General features: G+C 63.8%; 19 protein-coding genes. 7 read left to right on the plus strand and 12 right to left on the minus strand.

Annotated elements, in window-relative coordinates; all coding sequences use genetic code 11:
• Positions 1-168: 168 nt before the first annotated feature.
• A complete protein-coding gene (locus VGR99_RS09620; RefSeq protein WP_326898105.1) occupies positions 169-675 on the minus strand; it encodes a DUF2199 domain-containing protein in 507 nt (168 codons plus the stop codon).
• 214 nt (positions 676-889) lie between these two features.
• Here VGR99_RS09620 and VGR99_RS09625 point away from each other — a divergent pair, with 214 nt between their 5' ends.
• Positions 890-1,477, plus strand: coding sequence for a hypothetical protein (locus VGR99_RS09625; RefSeq protein WP_326898106.1), 588 nt, complete (start codon positions 890-892; stop codon positions 1,475-1,477).
• 412 nt (positions 1,478-1,889) lie between these two features.
• Here VGR99_RS09625 and VGR99_RS09630 read toward each other — a convergent pair whose 3' ends face one another.
• Together VGR99_RS09630 and VGR99_RS09635 are read right to left on the minus strand one after the other, a co-directional pair.
• A complete protein-coding gene (locus tag VGR99_RS09630; protein ID WP_326898107.1) occupies positions 1,890-2,981 on the minus strand; it encodes a TRAP transporter substrate-binding protein in 1,092 nt (363 codons plus the stop codon).
• A 548-nt stretch (positions 2,982-3,529) separates the two neighbouring features.
• A complete protein-coding gene (locus VGR99_RS09635; RefSeq protein WP_326898108.1) occupies positions 3,530-4,621 on the minus strand; it encodes a TRAP transporter substrate-binding protein DctP in 1,092 nt (363 codons plus the stop codon).
• A gap of 293 nt (positions 4,622-4,914) precedes the next feature.
• Here VGR99_RS09635 and VGR99_RS09640 point away from each other — a divergent pair, with 293 nt between their 5' ends.
• Entirely contained in the window at positions 4,915-5,994 is a 1,080-nt protein-coding gene (locus VGR99_RS09640) for an SDR family oxidoreductase (protein ID WP_326898109.1), read from the plus strand.
• Between the two features lie 350 nt (positions 5,995-6,344).
• On the plus strand, positions 6,345-6,902 hold the full coding sequence (locus VGR99_RS09645; RefSeq protein ID WP_326898110.1) for a hypothetical protein: 558 nt from the start codon (positions 6,345-6,347) through the stop codon (positions 6,900-6,902).
• 131 nt (positions 6,903-7,033) lie between these two features.
• Here the strand turns inward: VGR99_RS09645 and VGR99_RS09650 are convergent, their stop codons facing one another.
• The 5 genes from VGR99_RS09650 to VGR99_RS09670 all read right to left on the minus strand — a co-directional run bounded on the left by VGR99_RS09650 (position 7,034) and on the right by VGR99_RS09670 (position 12,520).
• Complete coding sequence (locus VGR99_RS09650) at positions 7,034-8,347, minus strand: NAD(P)H-dependent oxidoreductase (protein ID WP_326898111.1); 1,314 nt, start codon at positions 8,345-8,347, stop codon at positions 7,034-7,036.
• A gap of 158 nt (positions 8,348-8,505) precedes the next feature.
• Positions 8,506-9,306: a phytanoyl-CoA dioxygenase family protein gene (locus tag VGR99_RS09655; protein ID WP_326898112.1), complete on the minus strand. Its 801-nt coding sequence runs from the start codon at positions 9,304-9,306 to the stop codon at positions 8,506-8,508.
• Positions 9,307-9,443: 137 nt separating this feature from the next.
• The gene (locus tag VGR99_RS09660; protein WP_326898113.1) at positions 9,444-10,121 is read right to left on the minus strand and encodes a GntR family transcriptional regulator; all 678 of its coding nucleotides are present in this window, start codon (positions 10,119-10,121) and stop codon (positions 9,444-9,446) included.
• A gap of 197 nt (positions 10,122-10,318) precedes the next feature.
• Entirely contained in the window at positions 10,319-11,575 is a 1,257-nt protein-coding gene (locus VGR99_RS09665) for a M20/M25/M40 family metallo-hydrolase (RefSeq protein ID WP_326898114.1), read from the minus strand.
• A gap of 87 nt (positions 11,576-11,662) precedes the next feature.
• Positions 11,663-12,520 (minus strand): sigma-70 family RNA polymerase sigma factor, encoded by an 858-nt coding sequence (locus tag VGR99_RS09670; protein WP_326898115.1) that lies wholly within the window; start codon positions 12,518-12,520, stop codon positions 11,663-11,665.
• 99 nt (positions 12,521-12,619) lie between these two features.
• Here VGR99_RS09670 and VGR99_RS09675 point away from each other — a divergent pair, with 99 nt between their 5' ends.
• Positions 12,620-13,075, plus strand: coding sequence for a carboxymuconolactone decarboxylase family protein (locus VGR99_RS09675; RefSeq protein ID WP_212290019.1), 456 nt, complete (start codon positions 12,620-12,622; stop codon positions 13,073-13,075).
• A 62-nt stretch (positions 13,076-13,137) separates the two neighbouring features.
• On the opposite strand, the gene VGR99_RS09680 is transcribed toward VGR99_RS09675, so the two are convergent.
• Positions 13,138-13,950 (minus strand): alpha/beta hydrolase, encoded by an 813-nt coding sequence (locus tag VGR99_RS09680; protein WP_326898116.1) that lies wholly within the window; start codon positions 13,948-13,950, stop codon positions 13,138-13,140.
• Positions 13,951-13,952: 2 nt separating this feature from the next.
• Complete coding sequence (locus VGR99_RS09685; RefSeq protein ID WP_326898117.1) at positions 13,953-14,771, minus strand: alpha/beta hydrolase; 819 nt, start codon at positions 14,769-14,771, stop codon at positions 13,953-13,955.
• A gap of 139 nt (positions 14,772-14,910) precedes the next feature.
• On the opposite strand from VGR99_RS09685, the gene VGR99_RS09690 reads away from it, so the two are divergent.
• Positions 14,911-15,453, plus strand: coding sequence for a methylated-DNA--[protein]-cysteine S-methyltransferase (locus tag VGR99_RS09690; protein WP_326898118.1), 543 nt, complete (start codon positions 14,911-14,913; stop codon positions 15,451-15,453).
• Positions 15,454-15,594: 141 nt separating this feature from the next.
• Here VGR99_RS09690 and VGR99_RS09695 read toward each other — a convergent pair whose 3' ends face one another.
• Complete coding sequence (locus VGR99_RS09695) at positions 15,595-17,139, minus strand: acyl-CoA synthetase (RefSeq protein WP_326898119.1); 1,545 nt, start codon at positions 17,137-17,139, stop codon at positions 15,595-15,597.
• Positions 17,140-17,240: 101 nt separating this feature from the next.
• Positions 17,241-18,413, minus strand: a complete 1,173-nt coding sequence (locus VGR99_RS09700) for an acetyl-CoA C-acetyltransferase (protein ID WP_326898120.1) — start codon at positions 18,411-18,413, stop codon at positions 17,241-17,243.
• 214 nt (positions 18,414-18,627) lie between these two features.
• On the opposite strand from VGR99_RS09700, the gene VGR99_RS09705 reads away from it, so the two are divergent.
• Positions 18,628-19,230, plus strand: coding sequence for a TetR family transcriptional regulator (locus tag VGR99_RS09705; RefSeq protein WP_326898126.1), 603 nt, complete (start codon positions 18,628-18,630; stop codon positions 19,228-19,230).
• 54 nt (positions 19,231-19,284) lie between these two features.
• The gene (locus VGR99_RS09710; RefSeq protein ID WP_128954145.1) at positions 19,285-20,043 is read left to right on the plus strand and encodes an SDR family NAD(P)-dependent oxidoreductase; all 759 of its coding nucleotides are present in this window, start codon (positions 19,285-19,287) and stop codon (positions 20,041-20,043) included.
• Positions 20,044-20,077: the final 34 nt, after the last annotated feature.

Consider the following 20,077-nt stretch of genomic DNA (forward strand, 5'->3'; position numbering starts at 1 on the left):
CTTCAGCGCCAATGGTACTATGGCTTAAGCCCTGGGAGAGTAGGTCGCTGCCAGGCCTGCAAAGGACAAGAAATCATCCTCTTTCGATGTTCGAATCCAAAACGCCGCCTCCGGAAACGGAGGCGGCGCTTTCGTTTGGGCACGTGGCACGAGCGCCAAAAGACTACGCTAGGCGCTGCCTTGGCCGTGCGCGCAGTAAGCGTAGATCTCCGCAACCCGATCGACCGACATCCCGTTTCGCTGTTCGACGGCAAGCGGATGATCGGTCGGCTCGAGCTCGATGCTGGGACGGATTCCGTCTCGCAGATGAAGCCGGGTCTTGAGGTTCTCGGTGCTCGGATAGAGCGGCAGTTCGGCGGAGAGCCAGCCGAAAAACGATCCAAGATGCGCGCGCGTCGCCAGATCCAGGCTGGCTTTGAAGGTCGCGAAGCTGCTCTGGCTCAGCGATACCCAGACTCCCCAAATGAATGGCTCGGTCGCGCCATGGACCGGAATCTCCAGACAGCCGCGCGCAAAATAATATTGGTCATCGACGATGCAGGTGTCAGCGTCCAATGCACAGCGGCGGTCACGGTCCTCGGCCGGAATTGAGTAGAAATAAAGCGGCGCATCGGCGGAGTAGCCTGGCATCCCCTCATGCCACTCATCGCAGCAGCTGCACTTGAAGCGAAACATGGTCTCTCCGGTTTCGTGATGCGATCGGCAGACAGGATATCAGAAGATCGAACCCTATTGGACGAGCGGGACTGCCACCTTGCTCCCACCGACTTGTGATCATTCAGCCATGATCTCGCGCTAGCAATCCCGCGTCGAGTTCATGCTTGGTTCATTTGCCGGTTCCTAGTTTTCCAGCGCCAAAATCAACCATCCCCCTCAGGAGGAGACTCTCATGCCAGCATTGCTTCGTCCCGCCCTCGCCGCGTTCGGCGTCGCGTGCCTCGTGTCCGCAGCATCGCTCGGCTCCTCCGGCGCCGCGTTTGCGCAAGCCAAGCAGGCAGCGCCGGCGCCGCAGGCCGCGCCCGCGCAGACCCCGACGCTCAAGCAGATCGCGCTGACCGACAAGCAGCTCGACGGCGTGCTCGCCGCGCAGAAGGACATGGATGCGATCACGGAAAAATTGCCGGAGAACACCGCGCCCGACCAGAAGGTGATGGGCCAGCTCGACGCCGTCGCCAAGAAGCACGGCTTCACCAGCTATGACGACTACAACAACGTCGTCGACAACGTCAGCCTGGTGCTCGGCGGCTTCGATCCCGCGACCAAGAAATATGTCGGCACCGAAGCCGTGATCAAGGCGCAGATCGCGCAGATCCAGGCCGACAAGAAGATGCCCGCCAAGGACAAGAAGGAAGCCCTCGACGAGCTCAACGAAGCCCTGAAGACCCCGGCCCCGCAGGTCGAGAACAAGGGCAACATCGATCTCGTCGGCAAGTACTACGACAAGCTCGTCGCCGCACTGGGGGATGATCAGAACTGAGGATGTAGCTCTCGTGTCCCGGACGCGCTGCAATGCGTAAGCGTTGCGGCGCAGAGCCGGGACCCAGAGGCTGCGCTATCCATCGCGATATGGGCCCCGGCTCAGCAGCGCACCGTCAAGTGACGCTGCGCTGCGTCCGGGGCACGAAACGGACCAGCCTTTCAAACCAAAAAGCCCCGGAGACATCTCCGGGGCTTTCGTCGTTTCTGGTCGGCGCTTTCATCGTCTCTGCTTCTGCTCGTCGCCCGCCACACCGTCCGCTGTCATGCCCCGGCTTGACCGGGGCATCCAGTACGCCGCGGCGGATGTGGCGGGAGCGAGCCCTGTAACGCCGGCCTCTGGGATACTGGATCGCCCGGTCAAGCCGGGCGATGACACCTTTGGTGTGGCCGGACCACAGAGCGCCCCGCTCTCACGTCCTCGTCCGCATCCGCATCATGAAGCTGTCGTAGCTGAGCTCCGCCACCTGCATCCACGCCAGCGACTCGTTCCGGAACGCCGACAGGCTGGTGTACATCTTGTTGAAATGCGGGTTGGTCTTGTTGAGGTCCGCATAGATCTCGCCCGCGGCGTTGTAGCAGGCTTCGAGCACTTCCTGCGGGAACGGTTTGAGGATCGCGCCGGCGACCAGCAGGCGCTTCAGTGCCGGCGGGTTGACGTAGTCGTACTTGCCGGTGACCCAGGTGAAGGTGTCCCGCGAGGCCATCTCGATCACCGCCTGATAGTGCTTCGGCAGCGCGTTCCACTTGTCGAGATTCATGATGTTGTGGCCCTGGCCGGTGCCTTCCCACCAGCCTGGATAGTAGTAATACTTGGCCACCTTCACGAAGCCGAGCTTCTCGTCGTCATAGGGGCCGACCCATTCGGCCGCGTCGATCGTGCCCTTCTCCAGCGCCGGATAGATGTCGCCGCCCGCGATCTGCTGCGGCACGCCGCCGACCTTGGCGATGATCGTGCCGGCAAAACCGCCGACGCGGAATTTCAGTCCCCTGAAATCCTCCATCGACTTGATCTCCTTCCGGAACCAGCCGCCCATCTGGGCGCCGGTCGAGCCGGTGGGAATGCCGACGGTGTTGTATTCCTTGAGGAGGTCGTTGAGCATCTCCGTGCCGCCGCCGAACAGCAGCCAGGAAATATGCGCGCGCGTGTTCAGGCCGAACGGCAGCGACGTCCCGAAGGTGAAGGCGGGGTTCTTGCCCCAGTAATAGTACAGCGCCGTGTTGCCCATCTCGACGGTGCCGTTCGAGACCGCGTCGAGCACCTGCAGGCCCGGGACGATCTCGCCGGACGCGAATGGTTGGATCTGGAATTTGTTGTCGGTGGCTTCCGCCACGCGCTTGCAGAAATATTCGCAGCCGCCATAGAGCGTATCGAGCGCTTTCGGCCAGCTCGCGGCGAGCCGCCATCGCACCTCCGGCGAGCCTTGCGCAATGGCCGGCGCAGCGACTGCGGTGCTTGCCGCAAGGCCAGCGCCCGTCACCTTCAGGAATTCACGACGTTTCATGCGTATCCCTCCAATGTGCCGATTGCTCGACCTAAGGGAACGATCTTCGTGTCGTCTTGGCTTCGCCGATAACCGACGTTGTGTTGTGATGATGTGAGTGTGTCTGATGGCCCTGCAGGGCTCTTGTGGATTCCGTACGTTGCGGCTCCGGCGCTGAGGATGACTGTTAGCTTTGCGATAATCAAGCGTCGTTGCGACGCTCGCAGTTGCGAGGCCTAAGCCACACCCACCGCCGTCATGCCCCGGCTCGACCGGGGCATCCAGTACACCGCGGCGGACGTGGTGAAAGCGCGCTCTCCAACGCAGGTCTCTGGAATACTGGATCGCCCGCTTTCGCGGGCGATGACACCGTCAACGACAATCGCAGTCCCCGTAGGATGGGCAAAGGCGCGACAGCGCCGTGCCCACGATCTGTTTCGCGAAGCCAGAAATCGTGGGCACGCTTGCGCTTTGCCCACCCTGCGATAGTTGTGTTCAACGCAAAAAGCCCCGGAGATGCTGCCATCTCCGGGGCTTCTCATTCTTGAGTCGTGCGGCCCTTCAACGCCTCACGTCTTCGTCCGCATCCGCATCATGAAGCTGTCGAAGCTCAGCTCCGCGACTTGGAACCACGGCAGCGCCTCGGCGCGATAGGCGGACAGGCTCGCATACATCTTGCCGAAATGTGGATTGGACTTGGACAGTTCGGCATAGGTCTCGTTGGCGGCGGCGTAGCAGGCTTCGAGAACGTCCTGCGGGAACGCCTTCAGGACCGCGCCCGACACCAGGAGCCGCTTCAGCGCCGGCGCGTTCAATGCGTCGTACTTGCCGGTGATCCAGGTAAACGTATCGCGCGAGGCGGCATCGACCGCGGCCTGGTAGTGCTTCGGCAGCGCATTCCATTTGTCGAGGTTGACGATGTTGTGGCCCTGGCTCGTGCCTTCCCACCAGCCCGGATAGTAGTAGTACTTCGCGACCTTGACGAAGCCGAGCTTCTCGTCGTCGTACGGGCCGACCCATTCGGCTGCGTCGATCGTACCCTTTTCGAGCGCCGGGTAGATGTCGCCGCCGGCGATCTGCTGCGGTACTGCGCCGAGCCTGGCCAAGATCGTGCCGGCAAATCCGCCGATGCGGAATTTCAGGCCCTTGATGTCGTCCAGCGTCTTGATCTCCTTCCGGAACCAGCCGCCCATCTGGGCGCCGGTGGAGCCGGTCGGAATGCCGTAGCAATTGTGCTCCTTCAGCAGGTCGTTCACGAGCTCCTGCCCGCCGCCCCACAGCAGCCATGAGATCTGCTGGCGCGTGTTCAATCCGAACGGAAGCGCGGTGGCGAAGGTGAAGGCGGGGTTCTTGCCCCAATAATAATACAGCGCGGTATTGCCGATCTCGACGGTGCCGTTCGACACGGCATCGAGCACCTGCAGACCCGGGACGATTTCGCCCGCCGCGAACGGCTGGATCTGGAATTTGTTGTCGGTGATCTCGGCGACTTTCTTGGTGAAATATTCGCAGCCGCCATAGAGCGTATCGAGCGACTTCGGCCAGCTCGTGGCGTAGCGCCACCTGACCTCGGGCGAGCCTTGCGCGATCGCGGGCGCAGCCACGGCTGTGCTCGCGGCCAGGCCGACGCCTGTCGCCTTCAGGAAATCACGACGTTTCATGCGTACCCTCCGTAGTGCCGATGCTTCGACTCAAGGGAACGATCTTGGTGTCGTTTATTCTTCGCCGAGGCTCGACGTTGTTTTGTTTGAGATTGTCAGCGTTTCCGAATGGCCCTGATGGGCTCTTGTTGTTGGAATTCCGATCATTGCGGTTCCGTCAGCAAGGATGACCGGTCGCCTCGCGATAATCAAGCCTCATGCCTGCTCGCAATTGCGAATGCCGGCCAGACGCAAGTCGGAATCCCTTGCGATCTGCTACGCAAATAGGCAATAGCGGGAAGGGAGGCTCGCGCATGACGAGCAAGAAGGTGGTAGTCGTCGGAGCGACCGGCCTCGTCGGCAACGCCGCGTTGCGACACTTCGGCACATCCTGCGAGGTTGTGGCGCTGTCACGGCGCAAGCCGCGCGATCTCTATGGCAGCAGGCACGTCCCCGTAGACCTCACCAGCGAAGCCGATTGCCGCCGCGCGGCGGCCGAGCTCAAGGGCGCGACGCACCTGATCTACGCCGCGCTCTACGAGGCGCCGCAACTCGTCGACGGCTGGCGCGATCCGCAGCAGATCAGGACCAATGATCTGATGCTGCGCAATCTGATGGGCGCGCTCGAACAGGTCTCGCCGGATCTGAAGCACGTCGCCCTGTTGCAGGGCACCAAGGCTTACGGCGTCCACGTTCGACCGCTGACCGTTCCGGCGCGCGAAGGCCGCTCCGAAATGTACGAGCAGCCCAATTTCTACTGGGCGCAGGAAAACTTCCTGCGCGAGCTGCAGGCCGGCAAGACCTGGCACTGGAGCATCTTACGTCCCGTGCTGATCGTCGGCCTCGCCATGGGCGGCGCGATGGATCTGATCCCGCCGCTCGGCGTCTACGCCGCGATGCTGCGCGAGCAGGGCCGGCCACTCGACTTCCCCGGCGGCGCCGCGCGCGTCGCGCAGGCCGTCGACGTCGATCTCCTCGCCCGTGCGATCGCCTGGTCGGGCGAAGCCAAGGCCGCCCAGAACGAAGCCTTCAACGTCACCAATGGCGACGTCTTTACCTGGGAAAATATCTGGCCCGCAGTGGCGGACGCGCTGGAGATGAAGCCCGGCAAGCCCGCGCCGCTGTCGCTGGCGAAGGAATATCCAAACTGGATCGGCGCCTGGGACAAGCTGCGGGCCAGGTACAATCTGGTATCGCCCGGCCTCGCCGACTTCGTCGGCCTCTCATTCCAGTACGCCGACTACAGTATGCGCTACGGCCACACCGAATCCGGCCCGCCCTCCATCGTCTCGACCGTGAAGATCAACCGCGCCGGCTTTACGGAGATGATGGACACCGAAGACATGTTCCGGAAGTGGTTTTTGCGGGCGAAGGAGGACCGGTTGCTGCCGTAGAGCAAGGTGGACGAGCTGTCTTTGCGGGATGACAGGGGCGGCCGCAACCATTCTCGCTTGACCCAACCCAAAATTGAAAACATCATCGGCGCTCGGACCGGGCGTGCGGCACGGATGGAATAGCTAGGTGGCCTGGCTTCTCCGACAGGGCGGCTGCTCATGCCCGAGCATAAGATAAGCAGAATCTTTGATTACAAAGTGCTGGCAGAAAAGTTCACTAAACCATAATTGCATTGGAGGTGCCTGTGAGTAATCCCCTACAAACCTACGTTGAGGGCGTTCATAGAGAGTTGGATTTCTATCCAGCTTGGCCTCCGAATGCGCCGCACGCTCTGGGAGATGTGGGAGTCTTGAAGGACGGTCAGTTCCAGCCGCTCACAAGCCTCAGCAAATTGGGGATCAACTTTGAGACGAAAGCAGGGAAGCGCGCAGCTGATCTTTCCGTCACGTCCGGCGATAGTGTATCGGTGCAGCTTAAGGCAAAAGGCGAGACGTTGCAGGGGTCCAGTATTCCGAAAGCCAAGGCAGCGGCTCTGATGGAGTTTAAGTCCGCCGGTGCGTTTGTGTTTCAAGCGCGTGCTCCAGTCGTTCAATGGATTCAAGACAAAGTTAGCTTGTCTGAAGTGATCTTAGATTTGTTCAAAACTAAGAATAAGGACGGTGATCGCGCATGGCATCAAGATTGGTGCGCCATCACTGAGATAGTAAAAGTAGAGAGTCTGACCGTACTGATTTCTAAGTCCAAACATGGCATGGTTGAGTTTTCGGCCGAAGGCTCGGTCCCGACCGGATCGGCGCCGTTAGCTTCCGCTGGTGCTAGGTTGCAACTCGCTAAGCAATCCGGCGAGGTCCTTATGTTTGTGTCGGAGGAGCCGGGTAGAGGCGACAAGTATCTGCGAGAAGAGTAAAACTTTCAAAGAGGCTTGTGCGGCTGGAATCAAACGATTGAAAAGAGACGGGATGGAGGTTGCGATCGATATCTATGCGGCGCGTCGACGGGTCCAACCCGTTTGATGTTAATAGCTGGGTAGTCCGTCGCTTACCCTTCCTTCGCGAACGCCGCTTCCATCGCCTTCCTTGTCTTGATCGTCTCGTTGTTGGCGTCGAACTCGACATCGCTCCAGCGCACGATCTCGCCATGGGCGACGTCGTGCTTCAACTTGACGCGGTGCGCCAGGCCGATCGGCAGCGCGCCCGCCTTCAGGCTCGCGGCCGCCGGCACCAGCTTGCCCCACACCGTGTAGCCGCCTTCGCCGTCCAGCATCTCGCCGGCGCGCAAATTGCGTTTTGCCACCGAGGCGACATCGCCGCGGAAGCCGTAGGGCTGCCCGGTCGGCTCACCCCGCAGCGCGGCCGAGAGCACCGAGATGTTCAGCTCGAGCCCGATCAGATGATTGGGCTTGTACATCGCGGCAAAACGCCCGCTCGCATCGGTCTTCAGGCCGTATTGCTTGAAGCAGTCCGCGGCATAGTCGTTCGGCGCCTCCAGCACGACATAGACGCCCCAGCGCAAATCGCGGAATACCGGCCTTCCGTCGCGTTCGAGCGAGGAGACCACTTCGACCACGCCGGACCGCTCCAGCACGCCGCCCTTCTCGCTCGGACGCATGATGTGCGGGAGATCGTCAACGCCGCAGGGCGGAAACAGCAGGCCGCCCGTGGGCACGTCGAGCCCGCAGGCATTCGCGATCGCGGCCATCTCGATCGCCGATTTGGTGCCGTCGAGGAAGGAATTGAACATCTGCGGATTCATGCCGGCCGACTGCGCTTCGCCCGCGGTCAGGCCGTAATGCTGCCAGACGCCGTCAGGCGTCACGTCGTGATAGGCCGGCAGATATTTCGTGCCCTTGCCGGCGGCGACGACGCGAAAGCCGGTGGCGCGCGCCCAGTCGACCATCTCGGCCGTCAGCGCCGGCTGGTCGCCATAAGCGAGCGAATAAACCACGCCCGCCTTGCGCGCTTCCTCGGCAAGCAACGGCCCCGCCAGCACGTCCGCTTCGACATTGACCATCACGATGTGCTTGCCCGCGGCGATTGCCGCGCGGGCGTGGCGGATGCCGACGGCGGGATTGCCGGTCGCCTCCACCACCACGTCCATCGCACCGCCGGCGATGGCGCGCGCGCCGTCATCGGTGAAGACGGTTGCGGCGATCCGCTCGGCGCTCCAGCCCACGGTGCGGCACGCCTCGCGCGCGCGCTCGCGATCGATGTCGACGATGATGGGCACTTCCAGCCCCGGCGTGTGCGGCACCTGCGCCAGAAACATCGAGCCGAATTTACCGGCGCCGATCAGCGCGACACGGACAGGCATGCCGCCGGATGCGCGGGCCTGGAGGATGCGGAAGAGGTTCATGGGAAATGTCCTGGCAATGATCGTGTCCCGGACGCGGTGCATCGTGAAACGCTGCTCCGCAGAGCCGGGACCCAGAGAGAAACTATCCGTGTGGTATGGGCCCCGGCTCAGCAGCGCATCACTGGCGTGCTGCGCTGCGTCCGGGGCGCGAGACCTGTTTACTCTGCCGCTTGCCGCGGTGCCCTTGCGAGCCGTACCAAGGCATCATCGTCCACCGTCTTAATCGGCGCAAAATCGCGATGCGCGATGTATTCCGGCCGGGTCGGCGTGCGGATGTAGTTCGAGACCGCGTTCAGCGTCAGGTACACGATCTTGCGCGGGTAGGGCGTGATGTTGCCGGCCGAGCCGTGCACGAGATTGCCGTGGAACATCAGCATGCCGCCGGGCTTGCCGGTCGGCGCGACGATGCCGCCCTGCTTGACGAGGCGCGTCACGGTGTCCTCGTCCAGCGTCCACAGCGGATAGGACGTGGTGGCGAGGTCATGCGAGGCCTCGAGATCGCCGGCATTCTGGCTGCGCGGCACCAGCATCAGGGGGCCGTTGATCGGCATCACCTCGTCGAGGAAGATCGCGATGTTCATCGCGCGCGGCTCCGGCATGCCGTCATCGCGCTTCCAGGTGCCGTAATCCTGGTGCCACTGCCAGACGTCGCCGGTGAAGGCCGATTTCGCGTTGATTTTGAACTGGTGCATGTAGACGGGCTCGCCGAAGAGCTGCTCGACCGGATCGATCATGCGCGGATGCGCGCCGAGCACGCGAAAGGCGTCGTTGTAGAGATGCGCGGCAAACGCCGTGCGCGGCGCGCCGCTCTTCTCGCGCCAGACCTCGGGACGGTTGGCGTCATAAATGCTGACCGCTTCGCGCGCGAGGAAATCGACCTCCTCCTGGCTGAACAGCTCGGGCAGGAACAACCAGCCCTCGCGGTGGAAGAACTCCAATTGCTTCTGAGACAGTTTCATGGGTCGTCCTCCTTGGTTTTGTTTGTTGTTGTCGTTCCGGGGCGATGCGAAGCATCGAACTACGGTGCGCTTGCGCACCTGAGAACCTCGAGATTCCGGATCGCGCTGTCGCGCGTCCGGAATGACGGCGCAAATGGCTACGCCGCCGCCTCATCCGTCGCCCTCAATCTCTCCTCGGTCATGCGTCCCGCCGTCTGCGCATGCGCCAGCGCGGCGCGCTCGGCCGCTTTCGCGTCGCCTGCGAGAATGTGTCCGGCAATCGTCACATGCTCCGCCCAGGCGCTGCCGCGATAATCCAGCTCCGACAGCACCGTCGCCATCGAGCGGCGCATATGCGGCCATTGCGGCGCAATGGTTTCCTCGATCACGGGATTGCCGGCGAGCTGATAGATCGCGCGGTGAAAATCGACGTCGAGCGTGATCAGCTCGGACAGTGATGTGTTGCGGTCGATGCCGCGTCCGGCGGCGAGTGCGGCGTCCAGCCGCGCGCGTCCCGCGGCGTCATTCGCCGCGCGCATCGCGGCAAGCCGTGCGGCCAGCGCGTCGATGGCGCCGCGCACCTCGTAGAGCTGGCGGATGCGCGAGGGGTCGAGCTGGGTGACTTCGAAGCCGCGCTTGCCGCTCTCGGCGACGAGGCCCTGACGGTGCAAGAGATGCAGCGCATGCGACACCGGCTGGCGCGAGACGCCGAGCTTGTCGGCGAGCTCGTTCTGCCGGATGCGCTGGCCGGGCTGCAGTGTGCGGTCGGAGATCGCCTCCAGGATCCGCGAATAGACCTGGTCGATCAGGCTCGGGAGCGGGTCGAGAGGGATCACGCCAGCAACTCCGGATAACGAAAGGGAATACAGAATTCCGTATTCGAAGGTACTCCGAGAGGGAGGGGGCGTCAAGGCGGGGCTGTCGAGGCCCGCTCAGGCCCTCTTTTGGCGCTTCGCTAAGTCATTGATATTACTAACCCCGTCTACTGTGCATGGGGTTGTTTTCGCACTAATGGCCCGGCCGGGAAGCCGGCCTACTTCTTCTTGCCCTGCTCGATCAGCATCCGGCTCATCAGATAGAGCCGCGGCACGACCGAGTTGGTGTCGATGAACTCGTCGCGGGCGTGATAGCCGAAGCCGGCAAGGCCAAAGCTCTCGACCACCACCGCCTTGCCGCTGCGATTGGCGTAGCCGGCGTCGGTGGCGCCGCCTGTCATCTCTGCGATGTCGAGCTTGCGGTCGATCTCGGCATAGATCGCCTGTCCCTGCTGCGCCAGCGCGCGGCCGCGATCGCTGGCGACGAAGGGCGGGCGTCCCGCGATGATCGTCACCGTGGTCTCGGTGTCGGGCACAAGTTTCGTCTTCAGCTTCTCGTCGAGCGCCGCCTGCAATTTGGCGACGCCGTCGGGAATGGTGAGGCGGATGTCGGCGCCGGCCTCGGCCTTCTCCGGGATCTGGTTGCGCACCGTGCCGGCCTGCGCCGTGGTCCAGTTGAGCTGCGTGCCTGGAATGGACTTGGCGACGTCTTTCGTCTGCAGCAATTGATGCGCCAGCTCGATCAGCGCGTTGCGGCCGAGATCGGGCGCGGCGCCCGCATGCGAGGCGCGGCCCTTCACTTCCATCTTCGCGGTCGCGGTGCCGCTCGCGCCCAGCAGCAGCCCGTCATTCTTCGCCACCGGCGCGGCCACCGTCGGCTCGCAGGAGAGCACGACGTCGTGCTGGTCGGCGAGCTCCGCGATGATCTCGCCGGATCCGATCGAGCCGACCTCCTCGTCCGGATTGAACGACACGGTGAGCCTGGCATAGTCCTGCCAGCCGGCCTCCTTCAAAATCTTGAGCGCATGCAGCACCACGGCGATGCCGCCCTTGTCGTCGGCGATGCCGGGGCCGTAGATGCGGTTGCCGTCGACGCGGTACGGCTCGCTGCCGAGAATGCCGCGCTGATAGACCGTGTCCATATGCGCGATCAGCATCAGCTTGCGCGTGCCCGATCCCTGGAACGTGGCGATCACCATGTCGGCGCCGATGCCCGCGGTGGTCTTGCGCCGTTCCGTGCTGGCGCCCAGCGCCTTCAGGCGGGCTTCGGTGAAGTCGGCCATCTTCTTCAGGCCCTCGGCATCGCTGCTGCCGCTCTCGATCATCACCATGTCGCGCAGCGTCTCGATCAGCGGCGCTTTCTCCTGCTCGGCTGCGGCCTTCAGCTTTTCGTCGGCTGCCGCGAGCGCATTGGTGCTGCTAGCGACGAGGCCGAGCAGGGACAGAGCGAGGAGGGGAATGAGGCGGGTCTTCATGAGGCATCCTTTCGCGTCTTGAGCACCGGTACCGTGCGCGATTGGACGACAGCGTAGCATCCGGATCGTCCGGACGCCACGCTCGGCTCATCTCTCCAGCACCTCCACATCCAGCGCCGCGATCCGCTCCGCATCGGCCAGTGCCTCGATCCCTGCGATGCGGTCGCCGTTGAAGCTGACACGTAGCGCGATGCGCAGATGGCCGCCGAGAATGACGGCGACGCCGATCTCGCCATCGACCAGCGCCGTCCGCGCGGCCTGTGCGCGGCCCTTGTAGAGCTGCGCGACCGCATCCGCGCCGCGGATTTCCGGCAGCGTGCCGAGCCGCACAGCGGCGTCGTCGGCGCGGAAGACGACGTCGGGATCGAGCACGGCGAGAAGGCCTTCGAAATTGCCCTCGCGGGACGCCTTGAGGAAGGCATCGACGATCGCGCGCTGGCGCGACAAATCCGCCTCGGGCACCGGCGCGCCCTGCACGCGCCGCCGCGCGCGGCTCGCCAGCTGCCGCGAGGCATCGACCGAGCGGCCGACGATCGGTGCGATCTCCTCGAACGGGACCGCGAACATGTCGTGCAGCACGAAGGCCAGCCGCTCCGCCGGCTGCAATGTCTCGAGCACGACCAGCAGCGCCGCACCGACGGAATCGGCCATCTCGGCCTCACGCTCCCGCGTCTCGTCGACCGGCTCCGGCACGTGCGGGCCCATCGGATCTTCCTTGCGCGATTTCCGGGCGCGCAGCATGTCGAGGCAGATGCGCGCGACCATGGTCGTCAGCCAGCCCCGCAAGTTGGCGACATCGGACGTATCGCTACGGCTCAGCCGCAGCCAGGCCTCCTGCACGGCATCGTCGACCTCGCTGCTCGCACCCAGCATCCGGTAGGCGACCGCACGCAGATGGTCCCGGTTGGCCTCGAACTGCCGGGTCAGAAAATTTTCGTCAGTCATCGGTCACATTCCCTGGTCGCGATCCGTCATGCCCATGACGAAGCCAATCCGGCCGATGTGACCGGAACCTTCGAAAATCGCAAACGGAGACGCAAGATGATGCACGCCCGCATGAACCACCCCGTCATGGTCCTGCCCGAGGCCATGAACCACCTTCAAGCCCTCGGCAATGTGACCAAGCAGGGCCTGCCGGAAAAGCTCCTCGAACTGGTGCACCTGCGCGCCAGCCAGATCAATGGCTGCAGCGTCTGCGTCGACATGCATCCGAAGATCGCCCGCAAGCTCGGTGAGACCGACGAGCGCCTGTTCGCCGTGTCCGCTTGGCGCGAGGCGCCCTATTTCACCGATGCCGAGCGTGCCGCGCTGGCGCTGACTGAAGCCGTGACGCGCGTTGCCGATCGCGAGGACCCCGTGCCGGATGCGATCTGGAACGAGGCCGCCAAGCATTTTGACGAGCGCGAGCTCGCAACCCTGATCCTCTCGATTGCGACGATCAACGTCTGGAACCGGCTGAACGCGACCATCAAGATGCCGGTCGGTGTTTGGAAGGTGTGAGTGAGGTAGGCGCCGGCCGTGCACTCCCTCGCCCCGCTTGCGGGGCGAGGCGAAGAGAGCACCTACTCCGCCAAAAACCGGCTCACGACGTCGCCGTACTCCAGCGGCGCCTGCTCGAACATCCAGTGGCCGGCGTTGGGGATCACCGCCGTCTGCGCGCCTGCGATGTGCTCGGCCAGCACGCGCCACATCACCGACAGGCTGCCGGTGGTGGCGCCGCCGCCGATCAGCAGCGTCGGCGTTCTGATCGCCTGCGCGTCCGCAAGCGTGTAGGGCCGGCGCTGCTCGTTGATCTGGCCGAGGAAGGTGAGCGTGTTGTCGCGCAGCTGCTGTTTTGCGGCCGCCGGCACGCGCCGCCACGAACCGTCGCCTTCGATGCCCTCGTAGAAATTCTGCAGCGCGCCCTCGGTGTCGCCGGCGCGAATCATCTCGACCGAGCGCACTGTCTTCGCGGCGAGCGGCGGATGTGCCGGCGTGCCTTCGGGCAGCGGCAGGCTGGGATCGAGATCGCCGCCGGGCTCCGCCAGCACAAGCTTTCGCAACAGATCAGGCCGCGCCTGCGCGACGCGGAAGGCGATATGCCCGCCGCGGGAATGGCCCATCAGATCGACCGGGCCGGGCTGCACCTGCTCGATGAAGGCGATCGTGTCCGCGACATGCTGCGCCATCTTGTAGTCGTCGCCGACGGCATCCCAGTGCTCGGGGAAGAAATGCCGCAGGCTGACCGAGATCACGCGATGCTTCTTCGACAGCGGGCCCAGCACCGAATACCAGGTGCGGAAATCCCCGAGCGTGCCGTGCACGCAGACCAGCGGATGGCCCTCGCCGACTTCGAGATAGGCCATGTCGTAACCATTGACGTGAAAGCTCTGCATGATCAGCTCGCCAGAAAATCCAGGACCATTTCGGAGTATTTTTGCGGCGCCTGCTCGAACATCGGATGCGTCGCGTTCGGGATGATCGCCGTCTTGGAATAGGGCACATGTGCGGCGAGCGCATGCAGCACCTTCGGCAGCAGGCCCTTGGTCCGCGCGCCCAGGATGAACAGGGTCGGCATCCTGATCGATTCCGCATCCTCCTTCGAGAACGGCGGGCGGTTGTCGCGGACCTGGCCAATTAGTGTGTAGGCGTTATCGCGCAAATTCTGCTTCACCATCGCCGGTAGCCGCGGCCAGGTGCCGGCGCCCTCCAGCGTGTCGACGAACACGGCGAGGCCGCCGTCGACATCGCCGGCCGCGATCTTCTCGGCCGAGGCCGTGAACCGTGCCAGCAGCGGCGAGGGGCCGCCGGCGTATTCGGGATCAAGGCTTGCATCGAGCTCGCCGCCGGGCTCGGCCAGCACCAGTCGCCGCAGCAGATCCGGTCGCTGCTGCGCTACGCGGAAGCTGATGTGCCCGCCGCGGGAATGGCCCATCAGGTCGACCGGACCGAGGTCGAGCTTTTCGATGAAGGCGATGACGTCGCTGACATGCTGGGCGATCGAATAGGTGTCGCCGACGCCGTCCCATTGGGCCGGGAAGAAGTGCCGCAGGCTGACGACGATCATCCGGTGCCGCTGCGTCAGCGGCCCGAGCACGCAGCCCCAGACGCGGAAGTCGGAGAGCGAGCCATGCACGCAGACCAGCGGCGGGCGGCTCCTGTCTTCGCCTACGTCGAGATAGGGCATGTCGTATCCGTTGACGTGGAGGCTTTGCATTCTGGGCTCGTGGAAAGGGGGCGGAACTCCTGTGCAAGATTCCCGGAAACCGGGTGGATCGCAACTATTTCCAAGCCTACATGTAAGCCGAGATCACAATGGGGGCATGCGAGAAGGACGCAAGCTCAGGAACCAAGCCATGACCGACCAGCATTTTGCCCTGTTCGATACCAGGATCGGCCTCTGCGCCATCGCCTGGGGCCCCCGCGGCATCAACGGCACGCAGCTCCCGATGGGCGGCGAGCAGAAGATCCGTACCCGCATCAGCCAGCGCCATGCCGAGGCGACCGAAGCCGAGCCGACCGCGGAGGTGCAGCAGGCGATCGACCGTATCGTGAAGCTGCTTGCGGGCGAGCCGGATGACCTCACCGACATCCCGCTCGATCTCGACGGCGTGCCCGAGTTCAACCGCGGCGTCTACGAGATCGCCCGTGCCATTCCGCCGGGCAAGACCATCACCTATGGCGACATCGCCAAGCAGCTCGGCGGTGTCCAGCTCTCGCGCGATGTCGGCCAAGCACTCGGCCGCAATCCGTGCCCGATCGTCGTGCCGTGCCACCGCGTGCTCGCGGCCGGCAACAAGCCCGGCGGCTTCTCGGCGAATGGCGGCGTGGTGACGAAACTGAAGATGCTGGAGATCGAGGGCGCGCTGGTGAACCACACGCCGAGCTTGTTTGATTGAGATAGTGTTGATCGTGCCCCGGATGCAGTGCGGCACGGAGTGCTGCACTGCTGAGCCGGGGCCCAGTATCTCGGCGAGATGGGTCCCGGCTCTGCGGCGCACCGCTCCGCGCTGCACCGCGTCCGGGACACGAGACCTCCGTTAAATCTTCGCCGCCGTCTTCGGCCAGTACTTGTCGCGCAGATGCCGCTTCACCAGCTTCCCCGTCGGCGTGCGCGGCAGCTCGGCTTCGAAATCGATCGAGCGCGGGCACTTGATCGCTGACAGACGTGTCTTGCAGTAGGCGATGAGATCGGCCTCCAGCTCCTTGCCGGCGCGCGTCATGTCGTGCGGCTGCACCACCGCCTTGACCTCTTCGCCCATCTCCTCGTTCGGCACGCCGAACACGGCGACGTCGGCGATTTCGGGGTGGGTGATGAGCACGTCCTCGGTCTCCTGCGGGTAGATGTTCACCCCGCCGGAAATGATCATGTAGGACTTGCGGTCGGTGAGGAACAGAAAGCCGTCCTTGTCGAGATAGCCGACATCGCCGAGCGTCGACCATCCCTTGGCGTTGTAGGCTTTCTTCGTCTTCTCGGGGTCGTTGTGATAGGTGAAGGCGGGCGCGTCGGCGAAATAGACCGTGCCGATCTCGCCTAGCGGCTGCTCCTCGTCGTTCTCGTCCAGAATCTTGATCTTGCCCACCACGGCGCGGCCGACGCTGCCGCGATGCTCCAGCCATTGCTGTGAGTTGCAGACGGTGACGCCGTTGCCTTCCGAGCCCGCGTAATACTCGATCAGGATCGGGCCCCACCACTCGATCATCTTGGCCTTGACGTCGACCGGGCAGGGCGCGGCGGCGTGGATCGCACCCTTCAACGTCGAGACGTTGTACTTGGCGCGGACCTCGTCCGGTAGCTTCAGCATGCGCACGAACATGGTCGGCACGAGCTGCGATTGCGTGACCTTGTACTTCTCGACGAGTTTCAAGAAGTCCTCGGCGTCGAAATGCTCCATGATGATGGAGCTGCCGCCGAGCACGATCGCCATCATGTTGAAGCGCAACGGGGCCGCGTGATAGAGCGGCGCCGGCGAGAGGTAGGTGCTGTCGGCATTCATGCCGCACATGTCGGCGCAGAGCACGCGCAGGAAGGCATTGGGCACGTCGATGGCGTTGCCCTCGAACGCCTTCTTGATGCCCTTGGGACGGCCGGTGGTCCCCGACGAATACAGCATGTCGTAGCCGGCGACCTCGTCGGCAATCGGCGTGGTCGGTTGCGCGACCGCTTCCTTGTCATAGGAGCGGAAGCCGGGCAGGGGCTCGTCGACCATGTAGAAGATCGGCTCGCCGGGTTTGCCCTTGATCAGGGCCTTGATCTGGTCGGCGCATTTCGGCGTGGTGATGACGACCTTGGCGCCGCAATCGCCGATGATGTAGTCGATCTCGTCCTGTTTCAGATAGCGGCTGATCGCGGTGTAATAGAGCCCGCTGCGCTGTGCCGCCCAGCAGATCTCCATGAAGGCGAGGCGGTTTTCCATCAGCAGTGCGATGTGGTCGCCGGCTTTCAGGCCGAGCGAGCGGAACAGGTTCGCGCCCTGGTTCGAGAGCTGGTCGAGCTCGCGATAGGTGATCGCCTTGCCGGTCCCGGCCATCTGGTAGGCGATCTTGTCGGGCGTGGTCTTGGCGTAGACGGACGGATGGGTCATGGCATTTCCTCAAAAAAAGAGGCGAGCGGTGAATGGCGATGGGGGCGGAAGCCGCTCCCCATCACCACTCATCACTCGCCATGCGTTCTTCGCTTTTCTTCTTACAGTCGTTCAACGATCGTCACGTTGGCCATGCCGCCGCCTTCGCACATGGTCTGCAGGCCGTAGCGCTTGCCGCGCTGATGCAGGGCGTGGACCAGCGTCGTCATCAGCTTGGTGCCGGAGCCGCCGAGCGGATGGCCGAGCGCGATCGCGCCGCCATTGACGTTCAGGCGCGCCGGATCGGCGCCGGTGGTCTTCAGCCAGCCGGTCGGCACCGAGGCGAAGGCCTCGTTGACCTCGAACAGGTCGATGTCGTCGACCTTCATGCCGGCCTTTTCCAACGCCTTCTTGGTGGCGTGCAGGGGCGCGTCGAGCATGATGACGGGATCGCCGCCGGTCATGGTCAAGTGGTGGATGCGCGCCAGCGGCTTGACGCCGAGCTGCTTGAGGCCGCGCTCGTTGACGACCATGACGCCGGAGGCGCCGTCGCAGATCTGGCTGGCGCTGGCGGCGGTGAGCTTGCCGTTCTCGGCGATCAGCTTGACGCCCTTGATGCCTTCGAGCGTGGCATCGAAGCGAATGCCTTCGTCGATGTGATGGGTGTCCTTGCTGCCGTCCGCGCGGGTGATCTCGAGCGGCACGATCTCCTTCTTGAAGTGACCGGCTTGCGTTGCCGCGATCGCGCGCTGATGGCTGTTGAAGGAGTATTCGTCGAGATCATCCTTCGACAGGCCGTACTTCTCGGCCATCATCTCGGCGCCGGTGAACTGGCTGAACACGATGTTCGGATATCTCGCCTCGATGCCCGGGCTCTTGTAGTGACCAAAACCGTTCTTGGCGGCGAGCTGCGAGGACAGGCCCATCGGCACGCGCGTCATCGATTCCACGCCGGCCGCGATCACCACGTCCATGGTGCCGGACATCACGGCCTGCGCCGCGAAGTGCAGCGCCTGCTGCGAAGAGCCGCACTGGCGGTCGATCGAGGTGCCCGGCACGCTCTCCGGCAGCTTCGAGGCCATGATCGCGTTGCGCGCGACGTTGTTGGACTGCTCGCCGACCTGCATTACGCAGCCCATGATCACGTCCTCGACCAGCGCCGGATCGACCTTGGCGCGATCGACCAGCTCGTCCAGTACTTTGGCCGCGAGATCGGCCGGATGCCAGCCGGCGAGGCGGCCCCCCTTGCGCCCGCCCGCGGTACGCGCAGCGGCGACGATATAAGCCTCGGCCATTTCGGTCTCTCCCATGATTGTTCTTGATAGGGTTGGGTTGTCGGGGGCGGATTTAAGGGGCGAGCTATCGTTTAGTCAATCGATCAATTAACTCTTGTGATGAGGCGCTGCTTCGGCTTATCTGCGGCCCGTTCATGCGGCGAGAACAGGGATCTCCGTGACTACCAGCGTACCGAACAGGCTCCCCAGCGGAAAGAATTCCACGGCAGAGAAATTGCTCGTGGCCGCCAGCGAGCTGATGATCGAACGCTCCTCCATCGAGATCTCGCTGTCCGACATCGCCCAGAAGTCCGGCGCCAACGCCGCGCTGGTCAAATATCATTTCGGCAACAAGGACGGCCTGCTGCTGGCGCTGCTCGCGCGCGATGCCGCGACGGAGATGTCCAATCTCGAATATCTGCTGGCGCAGCCGATCACCTCGACGGCGAAGCTGAAGCTGCACATCGCCGGCATCATCCGCGCCTATCACCGGTTCCCCTACATGAACCGGCTGATCCACTATCTCCTGCACGAGAGTGTTGCGGGCTCCGCCGACGAAGTCTCGAAGTTCTTTGTCGCGCCATTGCTCGACTTTCATCGCCGCCTGCTCGCCGAGGGCGTCAGCCGCGGCGAGTTCCGCGCCACCGATCCGGTGCTGTTCTACACCAGCCTGATCGGCGCCTGCGATCATCTGTTCTTCGGCCGGCACGCGATGTCTCGCGCGACCGGCGTCGGTCCGGTCACCGATGACGTCTGCCGCCAATACATCAAGCACATGGAAACGCTGATCTGCGGCGGCATCCTCACGCAAGCCGGGGAAGCTGCCGCGGCCGGATAATCCGGCCATCACTCTCAAGTCCAGAGAAGAAACGCCCAAGGAAAGGTACAAGCGATGGAATTGAAAGACGTAGCCGTTCTCATCACCGGTGGTGGCTCGGGTCTCGGCGAAGCGACCGCCCGCGCCATGGCGGCCAAGGGCGCCAAGATCGGCGTCATCGACCAGAACAAGGAAAACGCCGAGAAGGTCGCCGCCGAAGTGAAGGGCGTCGCGCTTCATGCCGACGTCACCAGCGAGGAGCAGATCAAGGCTGCGATTGCGAAGGCGGAAGCCGCACATGGTGTCGCGCGCGTGCTGATGAACTGCGCCGGCATCGGCGGCTCGCAACGCATCGTCGGCCGCGACGGCGTCTATCCGCTGGAGAAGTTCGCGCGCATCATCAACGTCAATCTGATCGGCACCTTCAACTGCCTGCGTCTGTTCGCCGAGCGCCTCGTCACCATCGAGCCGGTCGGTGAAGAGCGCGGCGTCATCATCAACACGGCGTCGGTGGCGGCTTACGAAGGCCAGATTGGCCAGATCGCCTATTCGGCGTCGAAAGGCGGCGTCGTCGGCCTGACCCTGCCGGCCGCGCGCGACCTCGCCAGCCAGAAGATCCGCGTCAACACCATCGCGCCCGGCCTGTTCTTCACGCCGCTGCTGATGGGCCTGAACGAGGAGGCCCGCAAGAGCCTGGGCGCCCAGGTGCCGCATCCCTCACGCCTCGGCGATGCCAAGGAATACGGCGCGCTCGCCGTGCACATCGTCGAGAACGCCATGCTCAACGGCGAGACCATCCGTCTCGACGGCGCCATCCGCATGGCGCCGCGGTAGGTGCTTTCTTCCTTCTCCCCTTGTGGGAGAAGGT

The sequence above is a fragment of the Bradyrhizobium sp. genome (assembly GCF_035935975.1).
In the GTDB taxonomy this organism is placed as follows: domain Bacteria; phylum Pseudomonadota; class Alphaproteobacteria; order Rhizobiales; family Xanthobacteraceae; genus Bradyrhizobium.

Bases quoted from the DNA above. Each gene is read 5' to 3' on its own strand.
- VGR99_RS09620 (WP_326898105.1), bottom strand. From the start codon at position 675: ATGTTTCGCTTCAAGTGCAGCTGCTGCGATGAGTGGCATGAGGGGATG.
- VGR99_RS09625 (WP_326898106.1), top strand. From the start codon at position 890: ATGCCAGCATTGCTTCGTCCCGCCCTCGCCGCGTTCGGCGTCGCGTGC.
- VGR99_RS09630 (WP_326898107.1), bottom strand. From the start codon at position 2,981: ATGAAACGTCGTGAATTCCTGAAGGTGACGGGCGCTGGCCTTGCGGCA.
- VGR99_RS09635 (WP_326898108.1), bottom strand. From the start codon at position 4,621: ATGAAACGTCGTGATTTCCTGAAGGCGACAGGCGTCGGCCTGGCCGCG.
- VGR99_RS09640 (WP_326898109.1), top strand. From the start codon at position 4,915: ATGACGAGCAAGAAGGTGGTAGTCGTCGGAGCGACCGGCCTCGTCGGC.
- VGR99_RS09650 (WP_326898111.1), bottom strand. From the start codon at position 8,347: ATGAACCTCTTCCGCATCCTCCAGGCCCGCGCATCCGGCGGCATGCCT.
- VGR99_RS09655 (WP_326898112.1), bottom strand. From the start codon at position 9,306: ATGAAACTGTCTCAGAAGCAATTGGAGTTCTTCCACCGCGAGGGCTGG.
- VGR99_RS09665 (WP_326898114.1), bottom strand. From the start codon at position 11,575: ATGAAGACCCGCCTCATTCCCCTCCTCGCTCTGTCCCTGCTCGGCCTC.
- VGR99_RS09670 (WP_326898115.1), bottom strand. From the start codon at position 12,520: ATGACTGACGAAAATTTTCTGACCCGGCAGTTCGAGGCCAACCGGGAC.
- VGR99_RS09675 (WP_212290019.1), top strand. From the start codon at position 12,620: ATGCACGCCCGCATGAACCACCCCGTCATGGTCCTGCCCGAGGCCATG.
- VGR99_RS09680 (WP_326898116.1), bottom strand. From the start codon at position 13,950: ATGCAGAGCTTTCACGTCAATGGTTACGACATGGCCTATCTCGAAGTC.
- VGR99_RS09685 (WP_326898117.1), bottom strand. From the start codon at position 14,771: ATGCAAAGCCTCCACGTCAACGGATACGACATGCCCTATCTCGACGTA.
- VGR99_RS09690 (WP_326898118.1), top strand. From the start codon at position 14,911: ATGACCGACCAGCATTTTGCCCTGTTCGATACCAGGATCGGCCTCTGC.
- VGR99_RS09695 (WP_326898119.1), bottom strand. From the start codon at position 17,139: ATGACCCATCCGTCCGTCTACGCCAAGACCACGCCCGACAAGATCGCC.
- VGR99_RS09700 (WP_326898120.1), bottom strand. From the start codon at position 18,413: ATGGCCGAGGCTTATATCGTCGCCGCTGCGCGTACCGCGGGCGGGCGC.
- VGR99_RS09710 (WP_128954145.1), top strand. From the start codon at position 19,285: ATGGAATTGAAAGACGTAGCCGTTCTCATCACCGGTGGTGGCTCGGGT.